Source organism: Providencia rettgeri, assembly GCF_013702265.1.
Taxonomy (GTDB): Bacteria; Pseudomonadota; Gammaproteobacteria; order Enterobacterales; family Enterobacteriaceae; genus Providencia; species Providencia zhijiangensis.
Genome location: NZ_CP059348.1, coordinates 2,239,292 through 2,260,795, shown reverse-complemented (window position 1 = coordinate 2,260,795; position 21,504 = coordinate 2,239,292). Strand labels below are relative to the sequence as shown.

Below are 21,504 nucleotides of genomic sequence, written 5' to 3'. Positions count from 1 at the left end.
ATTAAAGGGGAGTGACCGTTTCTCTGTGAAAAAATAGTGTGAACATGATAATTTTCAATCCTTTAAAGATGAATGGCGAATGTGATATTATTCACAAAAATGTACTGAAGGCTGTTATTGGCCTTAATTATCATCAACAGGATGTCGTAAACCATGTCCCAGGTTTCTCGAAGCACTGCGTGGATCCGTGTATTGGCGCTTTCCGTTGCGGCTTTTGTCTTTAATACCACCGAATTTGTTCCTGTCGCATTATTGAGTGATATTGCTGAAAGTTTTGATATGACCGTTGCCCATACAGGGCTGATGATCACCATTTATGCGTGGGTTGTCGCGGTAATGTCGCTGCCATTAATGCTGATGACGGGGAAATTTGAGCGGCGAAAATTACTGGGAATTTTGTTTGTTGTCTTTATTCTCAGCCATATTCTATGCGGGATTGCGTGGAGCTTTGAAGTGCTGATTATCGCGCGTATCGGTATTGCGTTATCTCATGCAGTTTTCTGGTCGATAACGGCATCATTGGCGATCCGCGTCGCGCCTGCGGGTAAAAAAGCGCAAGCTTTGGGCTTGCTCGCCACGGGAACGGCACTGGCGACCGTGTTAGGATTACCGTTAGGGCGAGTGATTGGGCAATGGATGGGCTGGCGAGTGACATTTTTATGTATCGGCGTACTGGCGTTATTAACCCTGATTGCGTTATTGCGATTCTTACCTCGTTTACCGAGCGAACATTCCGGTTCGTTAAAAAGCCTACCGGTTCTGTTTAAACGCCCCGCATTGATGGGTGTCTTTGTGTTAATCACCGTCGTCATTACGGCTCATTTTACCGCGTATAGTTATATTGAACCGTTTGTACGCGATATTGCCTTACAGAGTCAAAATTTTGCCACACTCTTATTATTAATTTTTGGAGGGGCTGGCATTTTTGGTAGCGTCTTGTTTAGCCGCTACAGTAGCCGCTTTACACTCTCATTCTTACCGGTATCGATGGCATTACTGACACTTTGTTTAGTGTTATTTATGCCATTAAGTGGTGATGTTTGGACGTTGATTGGTACCTGCATATTCTGGGGTATGGCGATTATGTGTATTAGCCTCGGGATCCAAGTGAAAGTGTTGGACTTGGCGCCAGATGCGACCGATGTGGCGATGTCGATTTTCTCTGGATTATTTAATATTGGCATTGGGGCTGGGGCATTATTAGGGAACCAAGTGATTACCCATATGGGAATGACCAATATTGGGTATGTGGGGGCGATTATCAGCCTTTTAGCACTTGCTTGGTGCGTGTTTATCTATACCCGTTATCGCTCAGCTTTTGTAGAAAAACAGCCAACCGCTGCGAATCATTAAGCTAGATTTATTCATTTAGCACTGTGCTAATTAAAGGTTAGTGCGGTGCTTTTTTGTGTGTTAAATTTTTGCCAAATTTTAGGCTAAAAACAGAGAAAGGTGAACAATGAAAGGATTGGGCTTCTTATTAATGTCCATTATTGCGGAAGTGATTGCGACAACAACGTTAAAAGCGTCGGATGGTTTTAGCCGTTTTTGGCCCTCTTTAGTGGTTGTCATTGGCTATGCAGTCTCTTTCTGGGGGCTTTCCCAAGTTGTGAAAGTGATGCCACTGGGGATAGCGTATGCCATTTGGTCAGGATTGGGAATTGTGCTGGTTTCTGTGGCGGCTATCTATATTTATAACCAAAAACTCGATTTACCCGCAATTATTGGTATGCTATTAATTATCATTGGTGTATTGGTCATCAACCTGTTTTCTAAAAGCGGCACCCATTAATGAGATTCAAAATATAGTGGGACTCGAAACAGCGCTGATACTATCGGAGAAAGAGAATGAAAAGGAAAAGTCAGGCGCTGTTAAAAACAGTCGTGGCAATGGGCTCAGCTACCGTGTTATCCATTTTACTTTCAGCGTGCAGTAGCCCTGATAACAGTAAGATGACAAGAGCAGAAACGTCCGGTTCTCAATATGCTCAACAAGTGGTGAATTTGGGCCCAGGTGCGCAAGAAGCATGTACTTCAGCGGGTGGGTTACCTTCACTGAATTTAGAACTCAATGGTGAAAAGACCCCAGTTTGCCAGTTTGCAAATGGGCGTCGTTGTGCCGTTTCGGCAATCCGTAGTGGGGCCTGCATCTAAGTATTTTGGTGAGCTAATGATTTGAATCGCCCATCAAGCACAGTTGATGGGCGAAAAAAGAAAGGCTATTTTTTACTTGGGAAGAAGAGGCTGATCGCAACGATGATGCCAACTAAGATGTAAGCTGCAAAAATACCAACTAACCACTGCGGCATGTCTAACCCTAAGAATGCCCACTGTCTAACCGCACAATCCCCTGTCGCTTCAAACACAGACGGTACCCATTCTTGCAGCGGTAACCAGTCTGGGAAATTGACAAAGAAATCACAGGATGCAAACGGAGACGGGTAAAGTTGCAGCATGGTATGTTCCCATGAAAGGTCTAATCCACGCCAACCCGCATACAGCCAAACCACAATCGCAATCACTTTAACGACGGTGCTTTTCGGTGCAATCGCTCCGATTAAACCTGCCGCAATAATTCCCATCAATGCAACGCGCTCATAGATACACATTACACAAGGTTGCAGTTTCATAATATGTTGGAAATACAGAGCAGCACATTCAAGCATAAAAGCAGTGAATGCCATAAGCAGCCAAGCTGAACGTCCTTGAGAACAGTAATTAAAAAATCTGAACATAATAAATTCCCTTCATTAATAATCGGCTTATTTTGCCTCTATCTGGGTGATAAAAAAAGCAGCAAAATCAGATTAGAATAAGATTAGCTTAGTTTTTACGTTTTATTACAAAAAAAGCCGCATAAATATGCGGCTTTAAATCCTGAATGTGATTAATCAATATTGATCAACGTGGAATAGAAATTAACCCTAAGCTTTCCATCCAATCAGTTAATGGGATAAGCCAGAGCTCAACACCTAGCAGACCAACGATGGTCATCACAACCGTAAATGGTAATGCCATCCACACCATTCGACCGTAAGACAGACGAATCAGCGGAGACAGTGCAGAGGTTAACAGGAATAAGAAGGCGGCTTGTCCATTTGGCGTTGCAACCGACGGCAAGTTTGTTCCGGTGTTAATTGCGACCGCTAAGTGTTGGTACTGCTCAGCTGAAATTAAACCCGCATTCGCGGCTTTCAGCGCTTCGGTAATGTACACGGTGCCGACAAACACGTTATCTGATACCGCAGAGAGCAACCCGTTAAACAGATAGAACAGGGATAGCTGCGATGATTCAGAGGATTGCAGCACATACTGAATAAATGGCGTAAATAGCTGTTGGTCAATGATCACGGCGACAACACTGAAAAAGACCGTCAGTAGGGCAGTAAACGGCAAGGCTTCTTCAAAGGCTTTTCCGAGCGCGTGTTCTTCAGTGATCCCACAGAATGTCGTGGCAAGAATGATTACGGACAGACCAATCAGACCCACTTCAGCAAGGTGAAATGCCAACGCGAGAATTAACCAAATACCGATAAGGCCTTGGACGATAAGCTGTGCTTGCTCTTTCTTGCTGCGCTTAGCACTCATTTTTTTGTCGTGTTCAGTTAATACTTGGCGCACGGTGTCTGGCAATTCAGCCCCGTAGCCAAATACTTTGAACTTTTCAACGAGGAAACAGACCACGAGCCCACATAAGAAAACAGGGATAGTGACTGGCGCCATCCGTAGATAGAAGGTAATAAAATCCCACTCAACATGTTTCGCGATGATCAGGTTTTGTGGTTCACCCACCATAGTCATTACGCCGCCAAGGGCAGTACCGATACCTGCATGCATCATTAAGCTACGTAAGAATGCACGGAACTGTTCCAATGTCTGCTTTTTTTCAACCGTATCAATGAAGGAATCGTTTTGTAGATCCGTATTGCTCGGCTGGCTAGAGGCATATTGGTGGTAAATTGAGTAGAAGCCAATAGAAACGCTAATGACCACAGCAATGACGGTTAAAGCATCTAAAAAAGCGGATAAAAACGCACTTGCTAAGCAAAATGACAACGCTAAAATTCGTTTAGAACGGACGTTTATTAACAGCTTTGTAAACACAAATAACAGAAGTTGCTTCATAAAGTAGATGCCAGCCACCATAAAGATCAGTAACAGAACCACTTCAAGGTTATTACTGATTTCATGAGAAATCTGTGCGGGGGAAGTCATACCAATTAGCACGGCTTCAATGGCTAATAACCCGCCAGGTTGTAATGGGTAGCATTTTAGTGCCATCGCCAAAGTGAAAATGAATTCAATGACGAGTAACCAACCGGCGATAAATGGGTTAACAAAGTAGAAAACAATTGGGTTTATTATTAAGAACAAAATGATAGCAAGTTTGTACCAATCTGGAGAATTTCCCAAAAAATTCTTCAAAAATGCTCTTCTTAAACTAAAATCCATTATGATTTTTAATCCTCTTTAACTGGTGTTGTGTGACAGCGCGTTACATACTACTCTTATCTTTTATAGAATTTAAGCTTATTTGCTAATAGATAATCCATTAATTATATGGGGTTTTTACGATTCACCTGCGGTTTATTGGAAAGCTAACTATCTCAGATTGTGACAATCTGGTATGCTTCCGCGTAGTCCGTCTAAAAATGTTTGGAATAATAAAAATATGGTTATTAAAGCTCAAAGTCCGGCAGGTTTTGCGGAAGAGTACATTATTGAGAGTATTTGGAACAATCGTTTTCCTCCAGGATCTATCTTACCCGCGGAGCGTGAGCTATCTGAATTAATCGGCGTAACCCGTACGACATTACGTGAAGTTTTACAGCGTTTAGCCCGTGATGGGTGGTTAACCATTCAACATGGTAAGCCAACCAAGGTCAATAACTACTGGGAAACGTCAGGATTAAACATTCTGGAAACGTTGGCGAAACTCGATCACGACCGTGTACCTCAGCTAATTGATAATTTATTGGCAGTACGTACTAATATTGCGGCTATTTTTATTCGTACCGCATTTCGTAATGATCCAGAAGCCTCATTAGAAGTGTTATCGGGTAAAGATAAAGTTGAAGATAACTCAGATGCATTTAGTGATTTGGATTACAACATTTTCCGTGGACTGGCCTTTGCGTCCGGTAACCCAATCTATGGTTTGATTATTAATGGATTACGAGGGTTATACACGCGAGTTGGGCGTTATTATTTCTCTAATCCTGAAGCCCGTCGTTTAGCGTTAAGTTTTTACCAACAGCTGAGCAATTTATGCCGTGAGCAAGCCTATGACCGTATTATGGATTGCGTCAGAAACTACGGTAAAGATAGCGGCGTGATCTGGCACAATATGCAAAGTAATATGCCATCTGACCTCGCGAATAATATTTAACACTACCATTTTCAAACAAAAAGCCAGTGCCTTGCACTGGCTTTTTTTGTTTCCGATTGATTGATTAGTGTAATCATCTGCTTAATTTGAATTTATCAATGTTATTATCTGGCGTGGTGAGTTATTCGATATTTAGCTTCTAAATATTGAAATGGAATAATCTTTTGATGAATGAATATAAAACTCTGTTTAACTCATTATTTAATCAGAGTTAATTTTGGGGGTTTATTTTTAACAAGTTGATTTATATATATTAAATTGATTTATTCTCTTTTCAATGGGTAGAATAAAATTTCACTGGATTTAAGAGAACCTAAATTTGATAGAGGATTTAACTTTTTTGTTAAAAATGTTAATTAACTGTATTGGAAAATAAAAACTAGAATATTATGCTAACAGTAATTCCATTTTGTTCTCTTGAGGGGTTCTATGAAAGTTCTCGTTTTAGGTGCTGGCGTTATTGGTGTTACCACTGCGTGGTATCTAGCACAAGAAGGGCATGAAGTTTGCGTCATTGATAGGCAGCTTGATGTGGCTGAAGAAACCAGCGCAGGTAATGCAGGGCAAATTTCTCCGGGATATGCAACCCCATGGGGTGCGCCGGGGATCCCTCTTAAAGCCGTAAAATGGATGTTTGAAAAACATGCCCCTTTAGCGATCAAACCCGATGGTAGTCTGTTCCAATTACGTTGGATGTGGCAAATGTTGAAAAACTGCGACATGCAGCACTACACCATGAATAAAAGCCGCATGGTGCGGATCGCAGAATATAGCCGTGATTGCATTCGCCAACTTAGAGCAGATACCGGCATTGGCTATGAAGGTCGTCAAGGCGGTACGTTACAGTTGTTTAGAACGGCAAAACAGTTTGATAATGCGGCCAATGATATCGCGGTTTTGCAGCAAGAAGGTGTGCCATACGAATTACTGACCTCAGATCAGCTCATTACAGCTGAGCCTGCATTGGCTTTTGTAAAACATAAGCTGACAGGTGGTTTACGCTTACCAAATGATGAAACAGGGGATTGCCAGCAGTTCACCAAAAAACTGGCGAAAATGGCAGAGCAAGCTGGAGTTACATTCCGCTTTGGCTGCCATGTGGAGCAAATTTTAACGGATGGCAAGCGCATCAGCGGTATTAAGGTCGATGGTGAGATTTTGCTGGCGGATCAATATGTCGTTGCCATGGGGTCATATTCCACTCAGATGTTGCAGCAATTGGTGAAGATTCCTGTTTATCCTCTGAAAGGTTACTCATTGACGATGCCAATCATCGATGAATCTCGAGCGCCAGTTTCGACTGTGTTGGATGAAACCTACAAAATAGCTGTAACACGGTTTGACCAACGTATTCGCGTTGGGGGAATGGCAGAAGTGGTTGGTTTTAATCTTGATGTACTGAAAAAACGCTGTGAAACCCTAAAAATGGTGGTGCAAGATCTCTATCAAGGCGGCGGCGATATTAATCAAGCACAGTTTTGGACAGGATTACGTCCAATGACGCCAGACGGAACCCCGATAGTTGGGCCGACAGAATTCAGCAACTTGTATTTGAATACGGGGCATGGAACCTTAGGTTGGACAATGGCTTGCGGCTCTGGCAAATTGTTGGCTGATTTAATTTCAGGGAATACGCCGGACATCGCTGCGGATGATTTATCGGTATTCAGATATACCGATGGTTTTAATACGAAATTAGTCAGTACGGGTCACTTATCGCCTGCGCGTTAATTGAGCGACGTAAATATCAATAATAATAAGGAATCGCAATGCCACGCCCAATTCGTGCTGTCATTCATCAACATAATTTAGAACATAATTTAGCGGTGATCCGCCAGAAAGTTGGTCAAGCGAAGGTCTGGTCAGTGATGAAAGCGGATGGTTATGGCCATGGTATTAAACGAATTTGGCGCGGACTAAAAGATTCTGATGGTTTTGCCGTTTTAGATCTTCATGAAGCCATTTTATTGAGAAATGAAGGGTGGAAGGGGCCAATTTTATTATTGGAAGGGTTCTTCCAAGCTGATGATTTGGTAGTTATTGACCAGTATCAATTAACAACCAGCGTACACAGTCGCTGGCAGCTAGCCGCCATTGAGCAAGCTTTACTGAATAAACCTATTTCTGTCTACATTAAGCTTAATAGCGGAATGAATCGCTTAGGTTTCTCGATGAATGAGTATGCGGATATTGTCTCTCAATTGAGCCAGATGGAAAATGTTGCGGATGTGACATTAATGAGCCATTTTGCAAATTCAGATAGGGTTGAGGGAACACAAGCGCCGTTAGCGAAAATTCAACAATTTGCTCAGTTATCACTGCCGACCTGCATTGCGAATTCAGGGGCGGTTTTATGGCATAAAAACACCCATTATGATTGGGTGCGGGCTGGAATTGTGCTGTATGGTGCGTCTCCGAGTGGCAAATGGGGCGATATTGCTGAATATGATTTAAAAGCGGCGATGACGCTACAATCGGAAATTATTGCAGTCCATGATATTGAAGCGGGTCAATCCATTGGTTACGGTAGCAAATTTACGTCAGAAAAACCGATGCGCATAGCGACTGTGGCCTGTGGTTATGCCGATGGATACCCTCGTCATGCGCCGACAGGAACGCCAGTGTGGTGTCAGGGACAGCGTTGTGCGCTGTTAGGTACGGTTTCCATGGATATGCTAACGATTGATATTAGTGACTGTCCAGAAGCAACTATTGGTTCTAAAGTGGAGCTGTGGGGCGAAAATTTACCTGTTGATGATGTGGCACAGGCGGCGGGCACAATCGGTTACGAATTATTATGTGCGCTAGCACGTCGCGTACCTATTGATTTTCAATAAAAAAGCACATCATTCATTCACTTGGCTGATATTCTTGATTGAGAAAGATAGACAATCAAAGTAATTTAGCTTTAAATGTGAACCATCTCATTAACGTGGGTGAAATTTCCCACGTTATTCATTGTTTATTGTTAACTTCATCTGAATAATTTGGGTTTAATTTAAAATGTCTAAAATAATCAAAATGACCACACTTGCCATTGCGTTAAGTGCGGTTTCAACTGCTGCGTTTGCTGGAACTTGGTCTGTTGGTGGCTCTGTATTAGCGCAATCAACACCTTATAAAGGCATCAAAACGAGCGACTATATTACGCCAGTTCCCGTTGTAAATTATGAAAGTGAAAATTTTTACTTCCGCACTTTAGCTGTAGGTTACTACTTGTGGAATGATAAAGTTGACCAGTTGTCTTTAGATGCTTATTACTACCCACATTTCTTTAAGCCAAAAGATAATGATAATGCCGACATGCGTAAGCTGGATCGTCGTCGTGATACGGTGATGGGTGGTTTTACTTACCGCCATAATGCTGACTGGGGTACATTGCGTTTCAATGGCTCTATCGACATGTTATGGGAAAGCGAAGGCATGCGTGCTGAAGCGGCTTACCTGTATGCCTTTAAAGGTGATAACTGGTCGTTAACGCCAGGTTTGGGTATTAAATGGGATAGCGCGAAACTGAACCGTTATGAATTCGGTGTGACATCCAAAGAATCTGCAAATAGTGGATTAAAACGTTATGAACCAAATTCAAGCTGGACACCGTATGTGGAGTTATCAGCTAATTATCGCATGACAGACAGCTGGTCGCTGTTTGCACTGGGTCGTGTTGATAAACTGTCTAGTGAAGTAAAAGACAGCCCAATGGTCAATAAATCCTATTCAGCGATTATGTGGAGCGGTGTAACTTACACCTTCTAATTTATACGTTGGAATAGAATGAAAAACCCCAAAATGGCTAGGCTGTTTTGGGGTTTTATTTTTGCATTTATTCTTACGATTATTTTACGCGTGGTTATTCTTGCCGTGGCTGCGGTTTATTTTCGCGGCATACCATCACGAGAGAAAGGCGAGAAGGGCTTTGCGCTTCAGATTTCATTGGCATATGAATGCGAGCCGTTTCCACACAAACCATCTGTTTGTAACCATTATTAGGCATATCCTGCATGCTGCACGATAACTCCGCCCAAGGGTTCCAGCACACCACGTCACTATGATGATAGTGATGCAGCTCAATAGTGCGATTCCAGCCATCATCACGCAATAAACTGTATTCTTCTGGCTCGGTATATATGCGGTCAGTGTGCTTATTAAATTTTAGCGGTTCTGAAATATAGGCTTCTCTATCGGCGACTTTATCGATGTAATGCCCACCAAGTCCATAAACGGTGGCTTTCTGGATATCACTGATATTGAAATAGCTGTGTAATGCAGCGGTGGCCTCGAAGTCACCGTAGCTTTCTAATTCAAGTTCGCAAGTTTCCCCGAGCTTCATACGTAGGATCAGCGTGAACTCATGAGGCCAGAGTTTGCGGGTGTATTCGTTGTCTGTCAGGGTAAAGGTGAGAATGACACCACAATCATGTTCATTATGAGCCGTAAATTGCCAAGGTAAAATACGGGCAAATCCGTGACTAGGGCTATTTACAGGTCCAAACCATGGCCAGCAAATAGGAATACCGCCACGAATGGCAACCCCTTCTTTAAACGCACTTTCTGGACTTAACCAAAGGCAGGGTTTTTGACCTGCGGGTTGCCAGTCAATTAAGTGGGCACCTTGTAGGCTCACGGCACCACGCACTTTTGGATGGGAAATGACGATCAGCGGCAAATCGCCAAGTTGACGTTGGGTAATGTAAGGAGAAATTTGTTTGATAACAGGTAAAGCAAAAATTTTATCATGCATTGTCTTGCGCCTGTGGTTGTTGGTCCATCATCACGACCTAAATCAGCGACTATAAATAGAACAGCGCCTATAAATAGGGCAGTAACTAGAAATAACAATATAACAAACTCACGATACTGCAAGTGGCATTGAATGAAGCGGGGGACGCAGCTTGGAGTATATTGAGCTGGGCTTTAATTTTGAATGTATGAAAGATACAAAAGAGCCGCCAAGAGGCGGCTCAGTCACACTGGTTGCTTAACAGCTCTTATTTAGAGATGTGAGCAATCAGGTCTAGAACTTTGTTAGAGTAACCAGTTTCGTTGTCATACCAAGAAACCAGTTTCACAAAGTTGTCGTTCAGAGCGATACCTGCTTTAGCATCGAATACTGAAGTCAGTTTTTCGCCGTTGAAATCGGTAGATACAACGTCGTCTTCAGTGTAACCCAGAACGCCTTTCAGCTCGCCTTCTGCTGCTTCTTTGATAGCGTCACAGATTTGTGCGTAAGTTGCTGGTTTTGCCAGACGTGCAGTCAGGTCAACAACAGAAACGTTAGGAGTTGGAACACGGAAAGACATACCAGTCAGTTTACCGTTCAGCTCAGGAATAACTTTACCTACAGCTTTAGCAGCACCAGTTGAAGATGGGATGATGTTTTGAGAAGCACCACGACCACCACGCCAGTCTTTGTGAGATGGACCATCAACAGTTTTTTGTGTTGCTGTGGTTGCGTGAACAGTGGTCATCAGACCTTCAACGATACCAAATTTGTCGTTGATAACTTTAGCCAGTGGAGCTAAGCAGTTAGTTGTACAAGATGCGTTAGAAACGATTTCTTGACCTGCGTAAGCTTTGTGGTTAACGCCCATAACGAACATTGGAGTGTCATCTTTAGAAGGACCAGTTAACACAACTTTCTTCGCGCCTGCTTGGATGTGTTTACGAGCAGTCTCGTCAGTCAGGAAGATACCAGTTGCTTCAGCAACAACATCAACACCGACTTCGTTCCATTTCAGGTTTGCAGGATCTTTCTCTGCTGTAACACGGATTTTTTTACCGTTAACAACTAAGTGACCATCTTTAACTTCAACAGTACCGTTGAAACGACCGTGAGTTGAGTCGTATTTCAACATGTATGCCATGTACTCTGCATCGAGCAGGTCGTTGATAGCAACGATTTCGATGTCAGAACGCTCTTGTGCAGCACGGAAAACGATACGGCCGATACGACCAAAACCATTAATACCTACTTTGATAGTCATAGTATTTCCACCAGCTATTTTATTTCGTGAATTAAGATGTACTTAAAGTTACCAAAACCTTGCCAGCCGTCAAGCGGAATCGTGTCAATTATTGAAAAAAATCAATTCTGATACCACTATCTGCATATTTGTCAGTCACTTCAGCAGCAAATACAGCCGCACGTATTATCGGGATTGTTCAGCATAATGAAACCATCCATCAGTGATATATGTGAGGCTCATCACAAATCAAACCGTAAAGTTCTAACCTTAATAGTCTAGAATAGTTTTCCACTGAGCGTTGTTAAGTTTTTGTTGCTTGAAATGGGTGCGAAATCGCTTTAATACGCATCTTTTTGAAAAAGAGTAGGTAATCGATGTCGAATAAAGATAAGCAAGCTGTTGATTTATCAAAGCTTAACCAAGTCCAGCTGTATGTTACACAAGAGGCTGGCACAGAGCCCCCATTTAGTGGCCAATTATTGCATAACCGTAAAGATGGCGTGTATGAATGTCTCTGTTGTGGAACCCCTTTATTCCTTTCTGAGACCAAATTTGATGCGGGCTGCGGATGGCCGAGTTTCTTTCAACCAATTGATGAAAGTTTGATAAAATTTATCGAAGATTTCTCTCATGGAATGCACCGTATAGAAGTGCGCTGTGGTAATTGCAATGCGCATCTTGGACATGTATTTCCTGATGGTCCACAACCAACCGGACAGCGTTACTGCATAAATTCAGCATCGCTAAGTTTTACAGATGACCAAACGGGTGAAAAGACCGCAGGATAGCGTGCTGAAGCTTGCTGAAGTATGAAAATATGTTCAGCAATAACGACTCGGCTGATTATTCAAAATGCCATATATTCATAAAACCATAAAAAATAATTATCTTGATTGCCACTAACTTGATGTGATGAGGCATAACGTGAGCGTAGAAATGGATGCACAACAAATAGACCAATTGCTGTCTGTCATGACCCCAGAAATTTACCAGCGTTTAGTGACGGCAGTGGAGTTAGGTAAATGGCCGGATGGCGTGGCATTAACGCCAGAACAAAAAGAAAATACCTTGCAGATGGTGATGTTATGGCAATCTCGCCATAACCATGATGCGGAGCATATGACGGTCGGTACAGACGGCCAAATTACCATGAAGAGTAAGCAAGAATTGAAAGCGCTTTTTCAAGGGGATAGGCTTGCGACATTGAAACCGCAAGAAAACGACGAATAAGATAGTTAGCCCTGCAAATTAGCAGGGCCAAAATTGAAACCCATTAGTAGGGTGGTGGAACGCTAGAGTGGCAATGTTACTAACTTAGCACCTGCACTCTGCATTTCTGCTAACGCCTTCTGGCTATCTTCAGGGTCTAAATTAACACCGCGACATCCATCCGTTAGCACATCGACACGGTAGCCCAGTCTCAGCGCGTCCAGCACAGTAAACTTCACGCAATAGTCGGTCGCAATGCCCATAATCATTAAATGGCTGATTTGCTGCTGCTGAAGCCACGCATGCAACTCTGTTTGACTGACTCTGTCATTATCAAAAAAGGCACTGTAGCTATCTACCTGCGGATTTTCACCTTTAGTAAATACCTTCTGAATAGCTTGGTGATGAAGCTCTGGATGGAAATCAGCACCATGGGAGCCTTGTACACAGTGAACCGGCCACCAAACCTGTGGCAATCCATTCAGTTCGCCAAGGGTGCCAACAGGCTGGTTAGAATTGACGGCAAAACTGAGGTGGTTTTCTGGATGCCAATCTTGGCTGGCGATCACCGTGATACCCTGTTTTTGGCATTGCTTAATAACGTGGTTTGCGGTTTCAATAACCTGTTCGCTTTGTTTTACAGCGAGAGCACCACCAGTACAAAAATCATTTTGTAAGTCGACTAACAGTAATGCTGATTTCATCATTCTTCTCAGTAGGTTATGGCTTATTCATCGGCGTAGCTTAATTCACCACGTAGATTATTTTGCATTAATTCTCGAATAAGCTCAGAGGTATAATCTTGGCTTAGTAAGTAATGTAATTTACTCAATGCGGCTTCAAAAGTCATATCAAAACCACTGATCACTCCAGATTCTGCTAATGCGTGTCCGGTGGCGTAACCTTCCATATTTACCCGCCCAGAAATACATTGGGTAAGGTTGACGACAATAATGCCGCGAGAAGTTGCTTCACGAAGAATACGCAGAAGTTCCGGTTGCTGAGGGGCATTTCCTACACCGTAAGAGCGCAAGATTAGCGCTTTAACCGGTTGCTGAAGAATATTTCGTACGATTTCTATCGATAACCCCGGGTAGAGCGTGACAACTCCAATAGGCTGCGGGGTAATGCGATGGGTTTTTAATTCGCCAACGCCAATCGGTGCTGGGCAGGCATTGAATGTACGGATATGAATACCGGCTTCCATCAGTGGGGAACAGTTTGGCGAGGTGAAAGCTTCAAAACCATCCGCATGAGCTTTCACAGTGCGGTTACCGCGATACAGTTTATTATTGAAGAATAACCCCACTTCATTGATCGGGTAGTTTGCCGCTAAATAGAGTGCATTAAGCAGGTTGGTTTGCCCATCGGAACGTAGGGCTTCCAGTGGAATCTGTGACCCTGTCACAATAATCGGCTTCTTCAAGTTTTCAAACATAAAGGAGAGTGCAGAAGCCGTAAATGCCATGGTGTCAGTGCCATGTAGGATCACAAAACCATCATATTTATCGTAATTTTCACTGATGTCATCGGCAATATTTTGCCAATCTTCCGGTGTAATGTCAGAAGAGTCGATTAAAGGCTGGTGTTCACGGATCGTAAATGTTGGCATTTCAGGGCGATGAAACTCAGGCATTTGGGCTAATTGTGCCTGTAGGTGACCAGAAACAGGAATATAGCCTTGAGGAGAATGGCGCATGCCGATGGTGCCACCCGTATAAACGACATAAATCGATTTCTTCTGCATTTTGTTACCTAACGATGACAGACAAAGTTCTGTATGAATAAGAAATTCTGTGTGTGAATAATTTGGATTATAAGGATTTTGGCTTATTTACTGGAGATAATCTATGGATAAAACAAGATATTGCAGATTGTTGTGATGGAAACTTCAGTTTACGCCAGCGTCATCCACCGTGAATGGCAGCCCCCTCTATGATTGCCTTGAGAGGGGAGCCATGGGTGAAAATGAATAATTAGTTAATTTCTGCGCAGTTTAAGCAAAATGCGTAACGATTTTGTGGATCGTTCATTTTTAAGAAGAACTGAGCTTGGCGGCGAATATCAGTAGCGACCGCTGGTGGTAGGAATGTTTGCAATGCATCAGGCATCATGACTTGAACGTTGCTAGTCAATTCAAGGATCAACTGATCCATAAAGGACAGTTCAGGTTGCATCCAATCCAGCTCGACAGATTTTACTTTCGCTAATTCGGCGGCTTTTGCGACGGCATCATCGAAATCACCGAGTTCATCGACTAAACCAATCTTCAGCGCATCCTTACCAATCCAAACGCGACCTTGGGCAATCTTATCGATTTCTTCCGGTGTTTTATGGCGAGATTGAGCAACTAAGCCAATAAAGGTTTGGTAGCCATTTTCGATGGTGATTTGCATCATATCAGAAAATTGTGGGCTAATCCCTTTAGTGACAGAAACGCCTGCTAATGGGGACGTCGAAACACCGTCAGTATAAACGCCGATAGATTCTAATGAGCTTTCAAAGGTATTGATCACACCGAAAATACCGATAGAGCCGGTTAAAGTGCTTGGGCTAGCAATGATGTAGTCAGCTGGCGTTGAGATCCAGTAACCGCCTGATGCGGCCATGCCACCCATGGATACGACGACCGGTTTCTTCGCGGTACGCGCAGCGGCTAATTCACTGCGGATCAGGTCAGAAGCACTGACACTTCCCCCTGGACTATTAACGCGTAATACGATGGCTTTAATGTTTTCATTTAAGCGCGCATCACGGATTTGAGCTGCGAGGGTTTCGCCACCAGCAATACCGGGAGTTTGTGGTCCATCCATGATGGCACCTTGAACGACGATAACCGCAATATTACCGTCACTGTTGCTGGTATCGGCAATTTTAGTGGAGTAATCATAGATGCTAATGCCATTGAATGTTTTATCTTCTTTATTCCAACCAAACTGATTAGAGAACACATTTTCGGCTTGCTCGCGAGTGTAAATCTTATCCACTAATTTTTGCTGCAAAGCATACTGCGCAGTATCACCCTTGACGGCGCGAAGTTGTGCAATGAGCTTATCCGCTCCTGGGAAGATTTGTTCAGCTTTAGATTGGCGATTCTCCGCGATAGATCCTAAATAGTTACCCCATAAGGTATTTAACCAAAGTAGGTTAGCTTCACGGGCTTCAGGTGACATATTATCGCGCATCATCGGTTCAACTGCAGATTTGTAGGTACCAACGCGGAAAATATGGGTGCTTACCTTGAGTTTTTCTAATAAAGATTTGTAATACAGGGTATCCGTTGAGAAACCGTAAATTCCGACGGCGCCATGGGGGGCGAGATAAATTTCATCTGCGAAGCTAGCTAAGTAATATTGAGCTTGTGTATAGCTATCGCCCATTGCATAGACTGATTTTCCAGAGGCTTTAAACTCTTCAATCGCTTTACCGATGTATGCCATGGAGGGTTGATCGGCACCAACCAGATTATCTAAACGTAGTATTAGACCTGTAATGCGGTCATCGTCAGCGGCGGTACGAATGGTATCGACGATATCGAATAGCGAGTTTTCCTGCATTAAGTTGTTCGAGGTACCCAGCAATTCGCGGCTCATGCGTCCGAAAGGATCCGGGGAAGAGACCTGGTCGACAACAACCCCTTGTAGATCAACAACCAGCGCACCAAAATAGTTTTTTTCTGGCTCGCTGTCGGATTGCAAGAGAGAATAACCGCCGATCACTAAAAATAGCAACACGAAGAAAATTGCGTTGAAAACAAATTGTCGAATGAAATTAATGACTCGCCAGCTAAACTTAAAGACGGTGGCGAAAATATCCCAGAGTTGTCGCATTTTTTCTCCAGTGTGAGGATATCAATCAAGTTGGCGGCATAAGATGACGCGCGAATGATTTAGAATATCATCTATTTGACAGATGATTAATAGATAGATTAATCAATAGATTTAATCCTATACAGTATCAAACGATGACAGATACCAAATAATGTAATACAGGATTATTCATAACAAAACCATTGTGAGCGTTGTACAATAGCCCGATGGTATTTCTATTTTGCTGAGCACTACATCAGCTTACTCTTAATCGGAGATCAATATGGATGCATTAACCCTTTTGTTGAACCGCCGTTCAGCTTCACGCTTAACCACTCCAGCGCCGCAAGGCGAACAGCTCGACAATATTCTTGCCGCAGGAATGAGAGCGCCAGACCACGGGGCATTGAAGCCATGGCACTTTGTTGTCATGCAAGGAGATGGTATCGCTCGCTTCAGCCAACTGCTTGAAAAAGCGGCTGTAGAAGGCAAGTTAGGCGCGGAAGTTGAAGAAAAAGCGCGTAATGCACCATTTCGTGCGCCGCTCATCATTACCGTGATTGCGAAAGTGAAAGATCATCCCAAAGTGCCACAGTGGGAACAAATTGTTGCCGCAAGCTGCACCGTACAAGCGATGCAAATGGCCGCATTAGCACAAGGTTTTGGCGGTATTTGGCGTTCAGGTTCATGGACGGAAGACGCTATCGTGCGTGACGGTTTAGGTTGTGAAGAAAATGACCATATTGTCGGTTTCCTTTATTTAGGCACCCCAGAATTAAAAGCACCTGCAAAAGCTCAACAACCTGATATGACAGGCTTTGTGTCCTATTTTTAAATAGATAGCGAATTTCTAAAGAGACAGACAATGACAGAAAAAATTAGACTGACCCAATATAGCCATGGTGCTGGTTGCGGATGCAAAATCGCACCAAAAGTGTTAGAGCAAATCTTACATACGGAACAAGCTAAATTTCATGATCCTCACTTATTAGTGGGCAATGAAACCAAAGATGATGCCGCAGTTTATGATTTAGGTAATGGCATCGGCATTATCAGTACCACTGACTTCTTTATGCCTATCGTGGATAACCCATTTGAATTCGGACGTATTGCTGCAACGAACGCTATCAGCGATATTTTTGCGATGGGCGGTAAGCCAATTATGGCGATTGCGATCCTTGGCTGGCCGATTGCTAAATTGCCACCAGAAGTGGCTCGCGAAGTGATTGAAGGCGGACGTGCTGCTTGTGCGGATGCAGGAATTTCACTGGCAGGCGGTCACTCTATCGACTCACCAGAACCTATCTTTGGTTTAGCGGTGACTGGGGTCGTGAACACAGATTATGTGAAGAAAAACAGTGCTGCGAGTGCAGATTGCGAACTGTTCCTAACCAAACCGTTGGGTATTGGTGTGCTAACCACGGCTGAGAAAAAAGGCGTGTTAGCACCAGAACATGCGCACCTGGCTGCTGAAACTATGTGCCAAATGAACAAGTTCGGTGCGGTTGTTGCGCCTTTAGACGGCGTGACGGCGATGACGGACGTAACGGGCTTTGGTTTGCTTGGTCATTTAAGTGAAATCTGTGAAGGCTCCGGTGTTCGTGCTCAGATTTCCTTTAGCAAAGTGCCAAAACTTGCTGATGTGGAAAAATACATTGAAGCGGGTTGTGTGCCGGGTGGAACTCAGCGCAACTTTGATAGCTATGGTCACTTAATTGGACCAATGAGCGATATGCAGCGCCAATTATTGTGTGACCCACAAACGTCAGGCGGGCTTCTCATCGCGATTAAACCATCGGAAGTCGCTAAAATTAAAGAGATTGCACAGCAGCAAGGTGTTTTGTTACAGTCTGTCGGTACCTTATTACCTGCACAAAGCGGTGTGCCTTTAATTGAAGTGATCGACTAATCTATGCGTTTGTTTATTGCGGAAAAGCCCAGTCTTGCACGGGCCATTGCGGATGTACTGCCAAAACCTCATCGTAAAGGGGATGGTTTTATTCAATGTGGCGATGACCAGATGGTCACGTGGTGCATTGGGCATCTTTTAGAACAGGCTGAACCGGATGCGTATGATCCGCGTTATGCCCGTTGGAATTTGCAAGATTTGCCGATCATTCCTGAGAAGTGGCAATTGAAGCCTCGTTCCGCAGTAACCAAACAATTAAACACTATCGACACGCTACTTAAACAAGCCAGCGTCGTTGTCCACGCAGGAGACCCCGATAGAGAGGGGCAGCTGCTGGTGGATGAGGTGCTGGATTACTTCAAGCTTGATCCCGAAAAACGCAAAAGCGTGAAGCGCTGTTTAATCAACGACTTGAACCCTCAAGCTGTTGAGAGAGCGATTGATCGTTTACGTGAAAACCGTGAATTTATTCCATTATGTGTTTCTGCATTAGCCCGCGCTCGTGCAGATTGGCTGTATGGAATCAACATGACTCGCGCCTATACCTTATTAGGACAGCGAGGTGGTTACCAAGGGGTTCTCTCTGTTGGGCGCGTACAAACTCCTGTATTGGGGTTGGTCGTTAGGCGCGACGAAGAGATAGAACACTTTGTACCGAAAGACTTTTTTGAAGTTAAAGCGCACATTGTCACACCAAAGGATGAGCGCTTTGTCGCAATTTGGCAGCCAAGTGAATCTTGCATCGATTTTCAAGATGAAGAAGGGCGTTTAATTCATCGCCCATTAGCGGAACATGTGGTTTCTCGCATTGAAGGCAAACCGGCAATTGTCACGCAATACCAAGATAAACAGGAAACTGAGATTGCACCATTGCCGTTTTCATTATCCGCTTTGCAAATTGAAGCTGCCAAAAAATACGGTTTAAGTGCTCAAGAGGTGCTGGATATTTGCCAGAAACTGTATGAAACCCATAAGCTTATCACTTACCCGCGTTCGGATAGCCGGTATTTGCCGGATGAGCATTTTGCAGGGCGTCATGCGGTATTAAATGCGATTGCGGTACACCAACCCGCATTAACTGAATTTGAATTACCTGAACTGGATAAGAAAAACCGTTGTTGGGATGATAAGAAAGTAGATGCCCACCATGCCATCATTCCGACGGCTAAAACAGCCGCTGTGCGTTTAACTGAAAATGAAAGCAATGTGTACCAGTTAATTGCTCGTCAGTACATTATCCAATTTATGGCGGATGCGGTTTACCGTAAATGCACCATCGATTTAGACATTGAGAATGGCAAATTTAACGCTAAAGCGCGTTTTCTTGCAGAAGTGGGCTGGCGCGTCGTGTTAGGCGGGAAAGAGCGTGACGCGGAAAATGACGGTATGCCATTGCCTATCGTGAAAAAAGGCGATGATCTTTTGTGTGAAAAAGGTGAAGTGGTCGAACGGCAAACTCAGCCACCACGTCCATTTACCGATGCAACGTTACTTTCGGCCATGACGGGGATCGCCCGTTTTGTGCAGGATAAAGCATTAAAAAAAGTATTGCGTGAAACGGATGGTTTAGGCACCGAAGCGACGCGAGCGGGGATCATCGATTTGCTGTTTAAACGTCAATTTCTGTTTAAAAAAGGGCGTTATATTCACGCCTCACCTGCTGGGCGAGCGCTGATCCACGTTTTACCAGATATGGCGACCTTGCCCGATATGACGGCTCACTGGGAATCAAGGCTAACGCAGATCAGTGAAAAACAGACTCGCTATGATGATTTTATGCAGCCGTTAAGCCAGACGTTAATCAACTTAATTCAGCAAGCTCGTCAATATACAAACTTGCGCGCGTTTCGTGAGTTGCCACCTGTTGCCAATAACAAAGGGGCAAAGAAGGGCGCGAAAAAAGCAAGTGCGAGTAAAGGGAAAAAATCCTCACCGTCAGAATAGGCGCAGTGGATTTCTAAACTTGAGCGCACTAAGCAGTAATTGGTTGAATTCTTGAGGTTGATGGCGCTGGCCGCTCATTTGTCCGCCAATCAAACACAGGTGAATGAGATTCCCTAGCGTTTGGGCATAACTGTCAGGAATAAAACGGTTTTTTAGTTTGTTTACCACAAAAGCCAAGCGAGTATCATCTACGCGTTGCTGATATTCTGCCACGATTTTATCGCTGAGTGCCCATGCACGGATTGCGATTTCCCGGTCGGGTTTCTTATTGGCGGCGATATCTAAATAGTGACTCAAAATATCATCAAGGCTTTCGCCTTTACTGGCATAGTTGAGCATATTCTCGGTATATTCGGTTTCCCAGCAGGTTAGTAGAGCACGTATAAATGCCTCTCGCCCTTTAAAATGGTGGTAAAAAGAGCCGCGCGTGACATTCAATTTGCGGGCGATGCGCTCGATAGAAAATTGCGTGTACCCTTCACTGTCTAGCACGTCAAATCCCATCTTAATCCAGCTTTCACGGGTTAATTTCTTCATTCTATTTTCTTGCTCAATACAGACTGTGTATGGTGGTAGGGTGATTGTTATCTTTAAAGCCTAATTATTTTCTGGGGAATAATAAAGGTACAAATCATGAAAGAAATCGCCATTATTGCATTTGACCAGTTTACGGACATCGATCTGTTTCTGATGTGGGATATTTTGGGGCGTAATCGACAGGATTGGCGCGTACGTATTTTGGGAAATGCATCAACATTACGCTCTGCCCATGGATTAGAAATTACTCCACAGGGTGCTTTGTGTGAGGCAAGCCAAGCGGATGCTGTTTTGTTCTGTAGCGGCAAAGAGGGGGTTCCACTAGCTTTAGCTGATTCGAGTTTTTTACCCTCTATTAACTTGGACTCATCTCGTCAATATATTGGTTCTATTTGTGCTGGGGCATTTATTCTCAATGCGTTAGGGTTGTTGCCTAAACGTCAAGCATCTACACATCCTGAAGCGATGGCTGTGCTGAAGACATTGTCAGTGGAGCCAGTAAATCAACCTTTAGTGTGCGATGGTCATGTAGCAACGGCAGGTGGTTGTTTATCTGCACTGTATTTGGTGGGATGGTTAATTGAATCGCTGTTTGATAAACAAAAAAGAGACGCGACGCTACAACCTGTATTGCCAACAGGCCAGCAACAGTTATTCAATTCATTGATTGAATTTAGTGTGCACCAAGGACGAATGTAGGAAGGGATCTAGGGGAAAGCATAGGGCATATGATTATGCCCT

General features: G+C 43.7%; 21 protein-coding genes. 13 read left to right on the top strand and 8 right to left on the bottom strand.

Features of this window, described 5'->3' with window-relative positions; genetic code table 11:
- Positions 1 to 153 precede the first annotated feature (153 nt).
- The 3 genes from H0913_RS10395 to H0913_RS10385 all read left to right on the top strand — a co-directional run bounded on the left by H0913_RS10395 (position 154) and on the right by H0913_RS10385 (position 2,154).
- On the top strand, positions 154 to 1,353 hold the full coding sequence (locus tag H0913_RS10395) for a sugar transporter (RefSeq protein ID WP_154603689.1): 1,200 nt from the start codon (positions 154 to 156) through the stop codon (positions 1,351 to 1,353).
- 106 nt (positions 1,354 to 1,459) lie between these two features.
- Positions 1,460 to 1,792, top strand: a complete 333-nt coding sequence (locus H0913_RS10390) for a DMT family transporter (RefSeq protein ID WP_154638416.1) — start codon at positions 1,460 to 1,462, stop codon at positions 1,790 to 1,792.
- 56 nt (positions 1,793 to 1,848) lie between these two features.
- Positions 1,849 to 2,154, top strand: a complete 306-nt coding sequence (locus tag H0913_RS10385; RefSeq protein ID WP_154603691.1) for a DUF333 domain-containing protein — start codon at positions 1,849 to 1,851, stop codon at positions 2,152 to 2,154.
- Between the two features lie 65 nt (positions 2,155 to 2,219).
- Here H0913_RS10385 and dsbB read toward each other — a convergent pair whose 3' ends face one another.
- Positions 2,220 to 2,735, bottom strand: a complete 516-nt coding sequence (gene dsbB / locus H0913_RS10380; RefSeq protein WP_036954894.1) for a disulfide bond formation protein DsbB — start codon at positions 2,733 to 2,735, stop codon at positions 2,220 to 2,222.
- Between the two features lie 166 nt (positions 2,736 to 2,901).
- Positions 2,902 to 4,452 carry a sodium/proton antiporter NhaB gene (gene nhaB, locus H0913_RS10375; RefSeq protein WP_036956457.1) on the bottom strand — a complete coding sequence of 517 codons (1,551 nt, stop codon included), beginning with the start codon at positions 4,450 to 4,452 and terminating at the stop codon, positions 2,902 to 2,904.
- Positions 4,453 to 4,672: 220 nt separating this feature from the next.
- Here nhaB and fadR point away from each other — a divergent pair, with 220 nt between their 5' ends.
- The 4 genes from fadR to H0913_RS10355 all read left to right on the top strand — a co-directional run bounded on the left by fadR (position 4,673) and on the right by H0913_RS10355 (position 9,145).
- The gene (gene fadR / locus H0913_RS10370) at positions 4,673 to 5,389 is read left to right on the top strand and encodes a fatty acid metabolism transcriptional regulator FadR (protein ID WP_036956460.1); all 717 of its coding nucleotides are present in this window, start codon (positions 4,673 to 4,675) and stop codon (positions 5,387 to 5,389) included.
- Positions 5,390 to 5,818: 429 nt separating this feature from the next.
- Positions 5,819 to 7,120 carry a D-amino acid dehydrogenase gene (locus H0913_RS10365; RefSeq protein ID WP_154627039.1) on the top strand — a complete coding sequence of 434 codons (1,302 nt, stop codon included), beginning with the start codon at positions 5,819 to 5,821 and terminating at the stop codon, positions 7,118 to 7,120.
- Between the two features lie 38 nt (positions 7,121 to 7,158).
- On the top strand, positions 7,159 to 8,226 hold the full coding sequence (gene alr / locus H0913_RS10360) for an alanine racemase (RefSeq protein WP_154638417.1): 1,068 nt from the start codon (positions 7,159 to 7,161) through the stop codon (positions 8,224 to 8,226).
- 166 nt (positions 8,227 to 8,392) lie between these two features.
- Complete coding sequence (locus tag H0913_RS10355; RefSeq protein WP_154638418.1) at positions 8,393 to 9,145, top strand: MipA/OmpV family protein; 753 nt, start codon at positions 8,393 to 8,395, stop codon at positions 9,143 to 9,145.
- Between the two features lie 94 nt (positions 9,146 to 9,239).
- On the opposite strand, the gene H0913_RS10350 is transcribed toward H0913_RS10355, so the two are convergent.
- Both H0913_RS10350 and gapA read right to left on the bottom strand, forming a co-directional pair.
- Positions 9,240 to 10,130 carry a D-hexose-6-phosphate mutarotase gene (locus tag H0913_RS10350; protein WP_154638419.1) on the bottom strand — a complete coding sequence of 297 codons (891 nt, stop codon included), beginning with the start codon at positions 10,128 to 10,130 and terminating at the stop codon, positions 9,240 to 9,242.
- Positions 10,131 to 10,377: 247 nt separating this feature from the next.
- On the bottom strand, positions 10,378 to 11,373 hold the full coding sequence (gene gapA, locus H0913_RS10345) for a glyceraldehyde-3-phosphate dehydrogenase (protein ID WP_006658762.1): 996 nt from the start codon (positions 11,371 to 11,373) through the stop codon (positions 10,378 to 10,380).
- A 356-nt stretch (positions 11,374 to 11,729) separates the two neighbouring features.
- Here gapA and msrB point away from each other — a divergent pair, with 356 nt between their 5' ends.
- Both msrB and H0913_RS10335 read left to right on the top strand, forming a co-directional pair.
- Positions 11,730 to 12,143: a peptide-methionine (R)-S-oxide reductase MsrB gene (gene msrB / locus H0913_RS10340; RefSeq protein ID WP_154638420.1), complete on the top strand. Its 414-nt coding sequence runs from the start codon at positions 11,730 to 11,732 to the stop codon at positions 12,141 to 12,143.
- A 148-nt stretch (positions 12,144 to 12,291) separates the two neighbouring features.
- Positions 12,292 to 12,585: a YeaC family protein gene (locus H0913_RS10335; protein WP_181478744.1), complete on the top strand. Its 294-nt coding sequence runs from the start codon at positions 12,292 to 12,294 to the stop codon at positions 12,583 to 12,585.
- Between the two features lie 62 nt (positions 12,586 to 12,647).
- Here the strand turns inward: H0913_RS10335 and pncA are convergent, their stop codons facing one another.
- The 3 genes from pncA to sppA all read right to left on the bottom strand — a co-directional run bounded on the left by pncA (position 12,648) and on the right by sppA (position 16,394).
- The gene (pncA, locus tag H0913_RS10330) at positions 12,648 to 13,268 is read right to left on the bottom strand and encodes a bifunctional nicotinamidase/pyrazinamidase (protein ID WP_154638514.1); all 621 of its coding nucleotides are present in this window, start codon (positions 13,266 to 13,268) and stop codon (positions 12,648 to 12,650) included.
- A gap of 23 nt (positions 13,269 to 13,291) precedes the next feature.
- Positions 13,292 to 14,311 (bottom strand): asparaginase, encoded by a 1,020-nt coding sequence (ansA, locus tag H0913_RS10325; protein WP_154603699.1) that lies wholly within the window; start codon positions 14,309 to 14,311, stop codon positions 13,292 to 13,294.
- Between the two features lie 229 nt (positions 14,312 to 14,540).
- The gene (gene sppA / locus H0913_RS10320; RefSeq protein WP_154638421.1) at positions 14,541 to 16,394 is read right to left on the bottom strand and encodes a signal peptide peptidase SppA; all 1,854 of its coding nucleotides are present in this window, start codon (positions 16,392 to 16,394) and stop codon (positions 14,541 to 14,543) included.
- Between the two features lie 262 nt (positions 16,395 to 16,656).
- Between sppA and H0913_RS10315 the strand changes: the two genes are divergently transcribed.
- Genes H0913_RS10315 through H0913_RS10305 form a run of 3 tightly spaced genes read left to right on the top strand, consistent with a single transcriptional unit; the run spans position 16,657 to position 20,226 of the window.
- Positions 16,657 to 17,208, top strand: a complete 552-nt coding sequence (locus tag H0913_RS10315; RefSeq protein ID WP_154638422.1) for an NAD(P)H nitroreductase — start codon at positions 16,657 to 16,659, stop codon at positions 17,206 to 17,208.
- Positions 17,209 to 17,238: 30 nt separating this feature from the next.
- Positions 17,239 to 18,282, top strand: a complete 1,044-nt coding sequence (gene selD, locus H0913_RS10310; protein ID WP_154603703.1) for a selenide, water dikinase SelD — start codon at positions 17,239 to 17,241, stop codon at positions 18,280 to 18,282.
- A gap of 3 nt (positions 18,283 to 18,285) precedes the next feature.
- Positions 18,286 to 20,226 (top strand): DNA topoisomerase III, encoded by a 1,941-nt coding sequence (locus H0913_RS10305; protein WP_181477212.1) that lies wholly within the window; start codon positions 18,286 to 18,288, stop codon positions 20,224 to 20,226.
- Here H0913_RS10305 and H0913_RS18905 read toward each other — a convergent pair.
- Positions 20,218 to 20,763 (bottom strand): TetR/AcrR family transcriptional regulator, encoded by a 546-nt coding sequence (locus tag H0913_RS18905; RefSeq protein WP_181477211.1) that lies wholly within the window; start codon positions 20,761 to 20,763, stop codon positions 20,218 to 20,220. The genes H0913_RS10305 and H0913_RS18905 overlap by 9 nt on opposite strands.
- A gap of 96 nt (positions 20,764 to 20,859) precedes the next feature.
- On the opposite strand from H0913_RS18905, the gene H0913_RS10295 reads away from it, so the two are divergent.
- Positions 20,860 to 21,462, top strand: coding sequence for a DJ-1/PfpI family protein (locus tag H0913_RS10295; RefSeq protein ID WP_154638424.1), 603 nt, complete (start codon positions 20,860 to 20,862; stop codon positions 21,460 to 21,462).
- The last annotated feature ends 42 nt before the right edge of the window (positions 21,463 to 21,504 follow it).

Bases quoted from the DNA above. Each gene is read 5' to 3' on its own strand.
- H0913_RS10395 (WP_154603689.1), top strand. From the start codon at position 154: ATGTCCCAGGTTTCTCGAAGCACTGCGTGGATCCGTGTATTGGCGCTT.
- H0913_RS10390 (WP_154638416.1), top strand. From the start codon at position 1,460: ATGAAAGGATTGGGCTTCTTATTAATGTCCATTATTGCGGAAGTGATT.
- H0913_RS10385 (WP_154603691.1), top strand. From the start codon at position 1,849: ATGAAAAGGAAAAGTCAGGCGCTGTTAAAAACAGTCGTGGCAATGGGC.
- dsbB (WP_036954894.1), bottom strand. From the start codon at position 2,735: ATGTTCAGATTTTTTAATTACTGTTCTCAAGGACGTTCAGCTTGGCTG.
- nhaB (WP_036956457.1), bottom strand. From the start codon at position 4,452: ATGGATTTTAGTTTAAGAAGAGCATTTTTGAAGAATTTTTTGGGAAAT.
- fadR (WP_036956460.1), top strand. From the start codon at position 4,673: ATGGTTATTAAAGCTCAAAGTCCGGCAGGTTTTGCGGAAGAGTACATT.
- H0913_RS10365 (WP_154627039.1), top strand. From the start codon at position 5,819: ATGAAAGTTCTCGTTTTAGGTGCTGGCGTTATTGGTGTTACCACTGCG.
- alr (WP_154638417.1), top strand. From the start codon at position 7,159: ATGCCACGCCCAATTCGTGCTGTCATTCATCAACATAATTTAGAACAT.
- H0913_RS10355 (WP_154638418.1), top strand. From the start codon at position 8,393: ATGTCTAAAATAATCAAAATGACCACACTTGCCATTGCGTTAAGTGCG.
- H0913_RS10350 (WP_154638419.1), bottom strand. From the start codon at position 10,130: ATGCATGATAAAATTTTTGCTTTACCTGTTATCAAACAAATTTCTCCT.
- gapA (WP_006658762.1), bottom strand. From the start codon at position 11,373: ATGACTATCAAAGTAGGTATTAATGGTTTTGGTCGTATCGGCCGTATC.
- msrB (WP_154638420.1), top strand. From the start codon at position 11,730: ATGTCGAATAAAGATAAGCAAGCTGTTGATTTATCAAAGCTTAACCAA.
- H0913_RS10335 (WP_181478744.1), top strand. From the start codon at position 12,292: ATGGATGCACAACAAATAGACCAATTGCTGTCTGTCATGACCCCAGAA.
- pncA (WP_154638514.1), bottom strand. From the start codon at position 13,268: ATGAAATCAGCATTACTGTTAGTCGACTTACAAAATGATTTTTGTACT.
- ansA (WP_154603699.1), bottom strand. From the start codon at position 14,311: ATGCAGAAGAAATCGATTTATGTCGTTTATACGGGTGGCACCATCGGC.
- sppA (WP_154638421.1), bottom strand. From the start codon at position 16,394: ATGCGACAACTCTGGGATATTTTCGCCACCGTCTTTAAGTTTAGCTGG.
- H0913_RS10315 (WP_154638422.1), top strand. From the start codon at position 16,657: ATGGATGCATTAACCCTTTTGTTGAACCGCCGTTCAGCTTCACGCTTA.
- selD (WP_154603703.1), top strand. From the start codon at position 17,239: ATGACAGAAAAAATTAGACTGACCCAATATAGCCATGGTGCTGGTTGC.
- H0913_RS10305 (WP_181477212.1), top strand. From the start codon at position 18,286: ATGCGTTTGTTTATTGCGGAAAAGCCCAGTCTTGCACGGGCCATTGCG.
- H0913_RS18905 (WP_181477211.1), bottom strand. From the start codon at position 20,763: ATGAAGAAATTAACCCGTGAAAGCTGGATTAAGATGGGATTTGACGTG.
- H0913_RS10295 (WP_154638424.1), top strand. From the start codon at position 20,860: ATGAAAGAAATCGCCATTATTGCATTTGACCAGTTTACGGACATCGAT.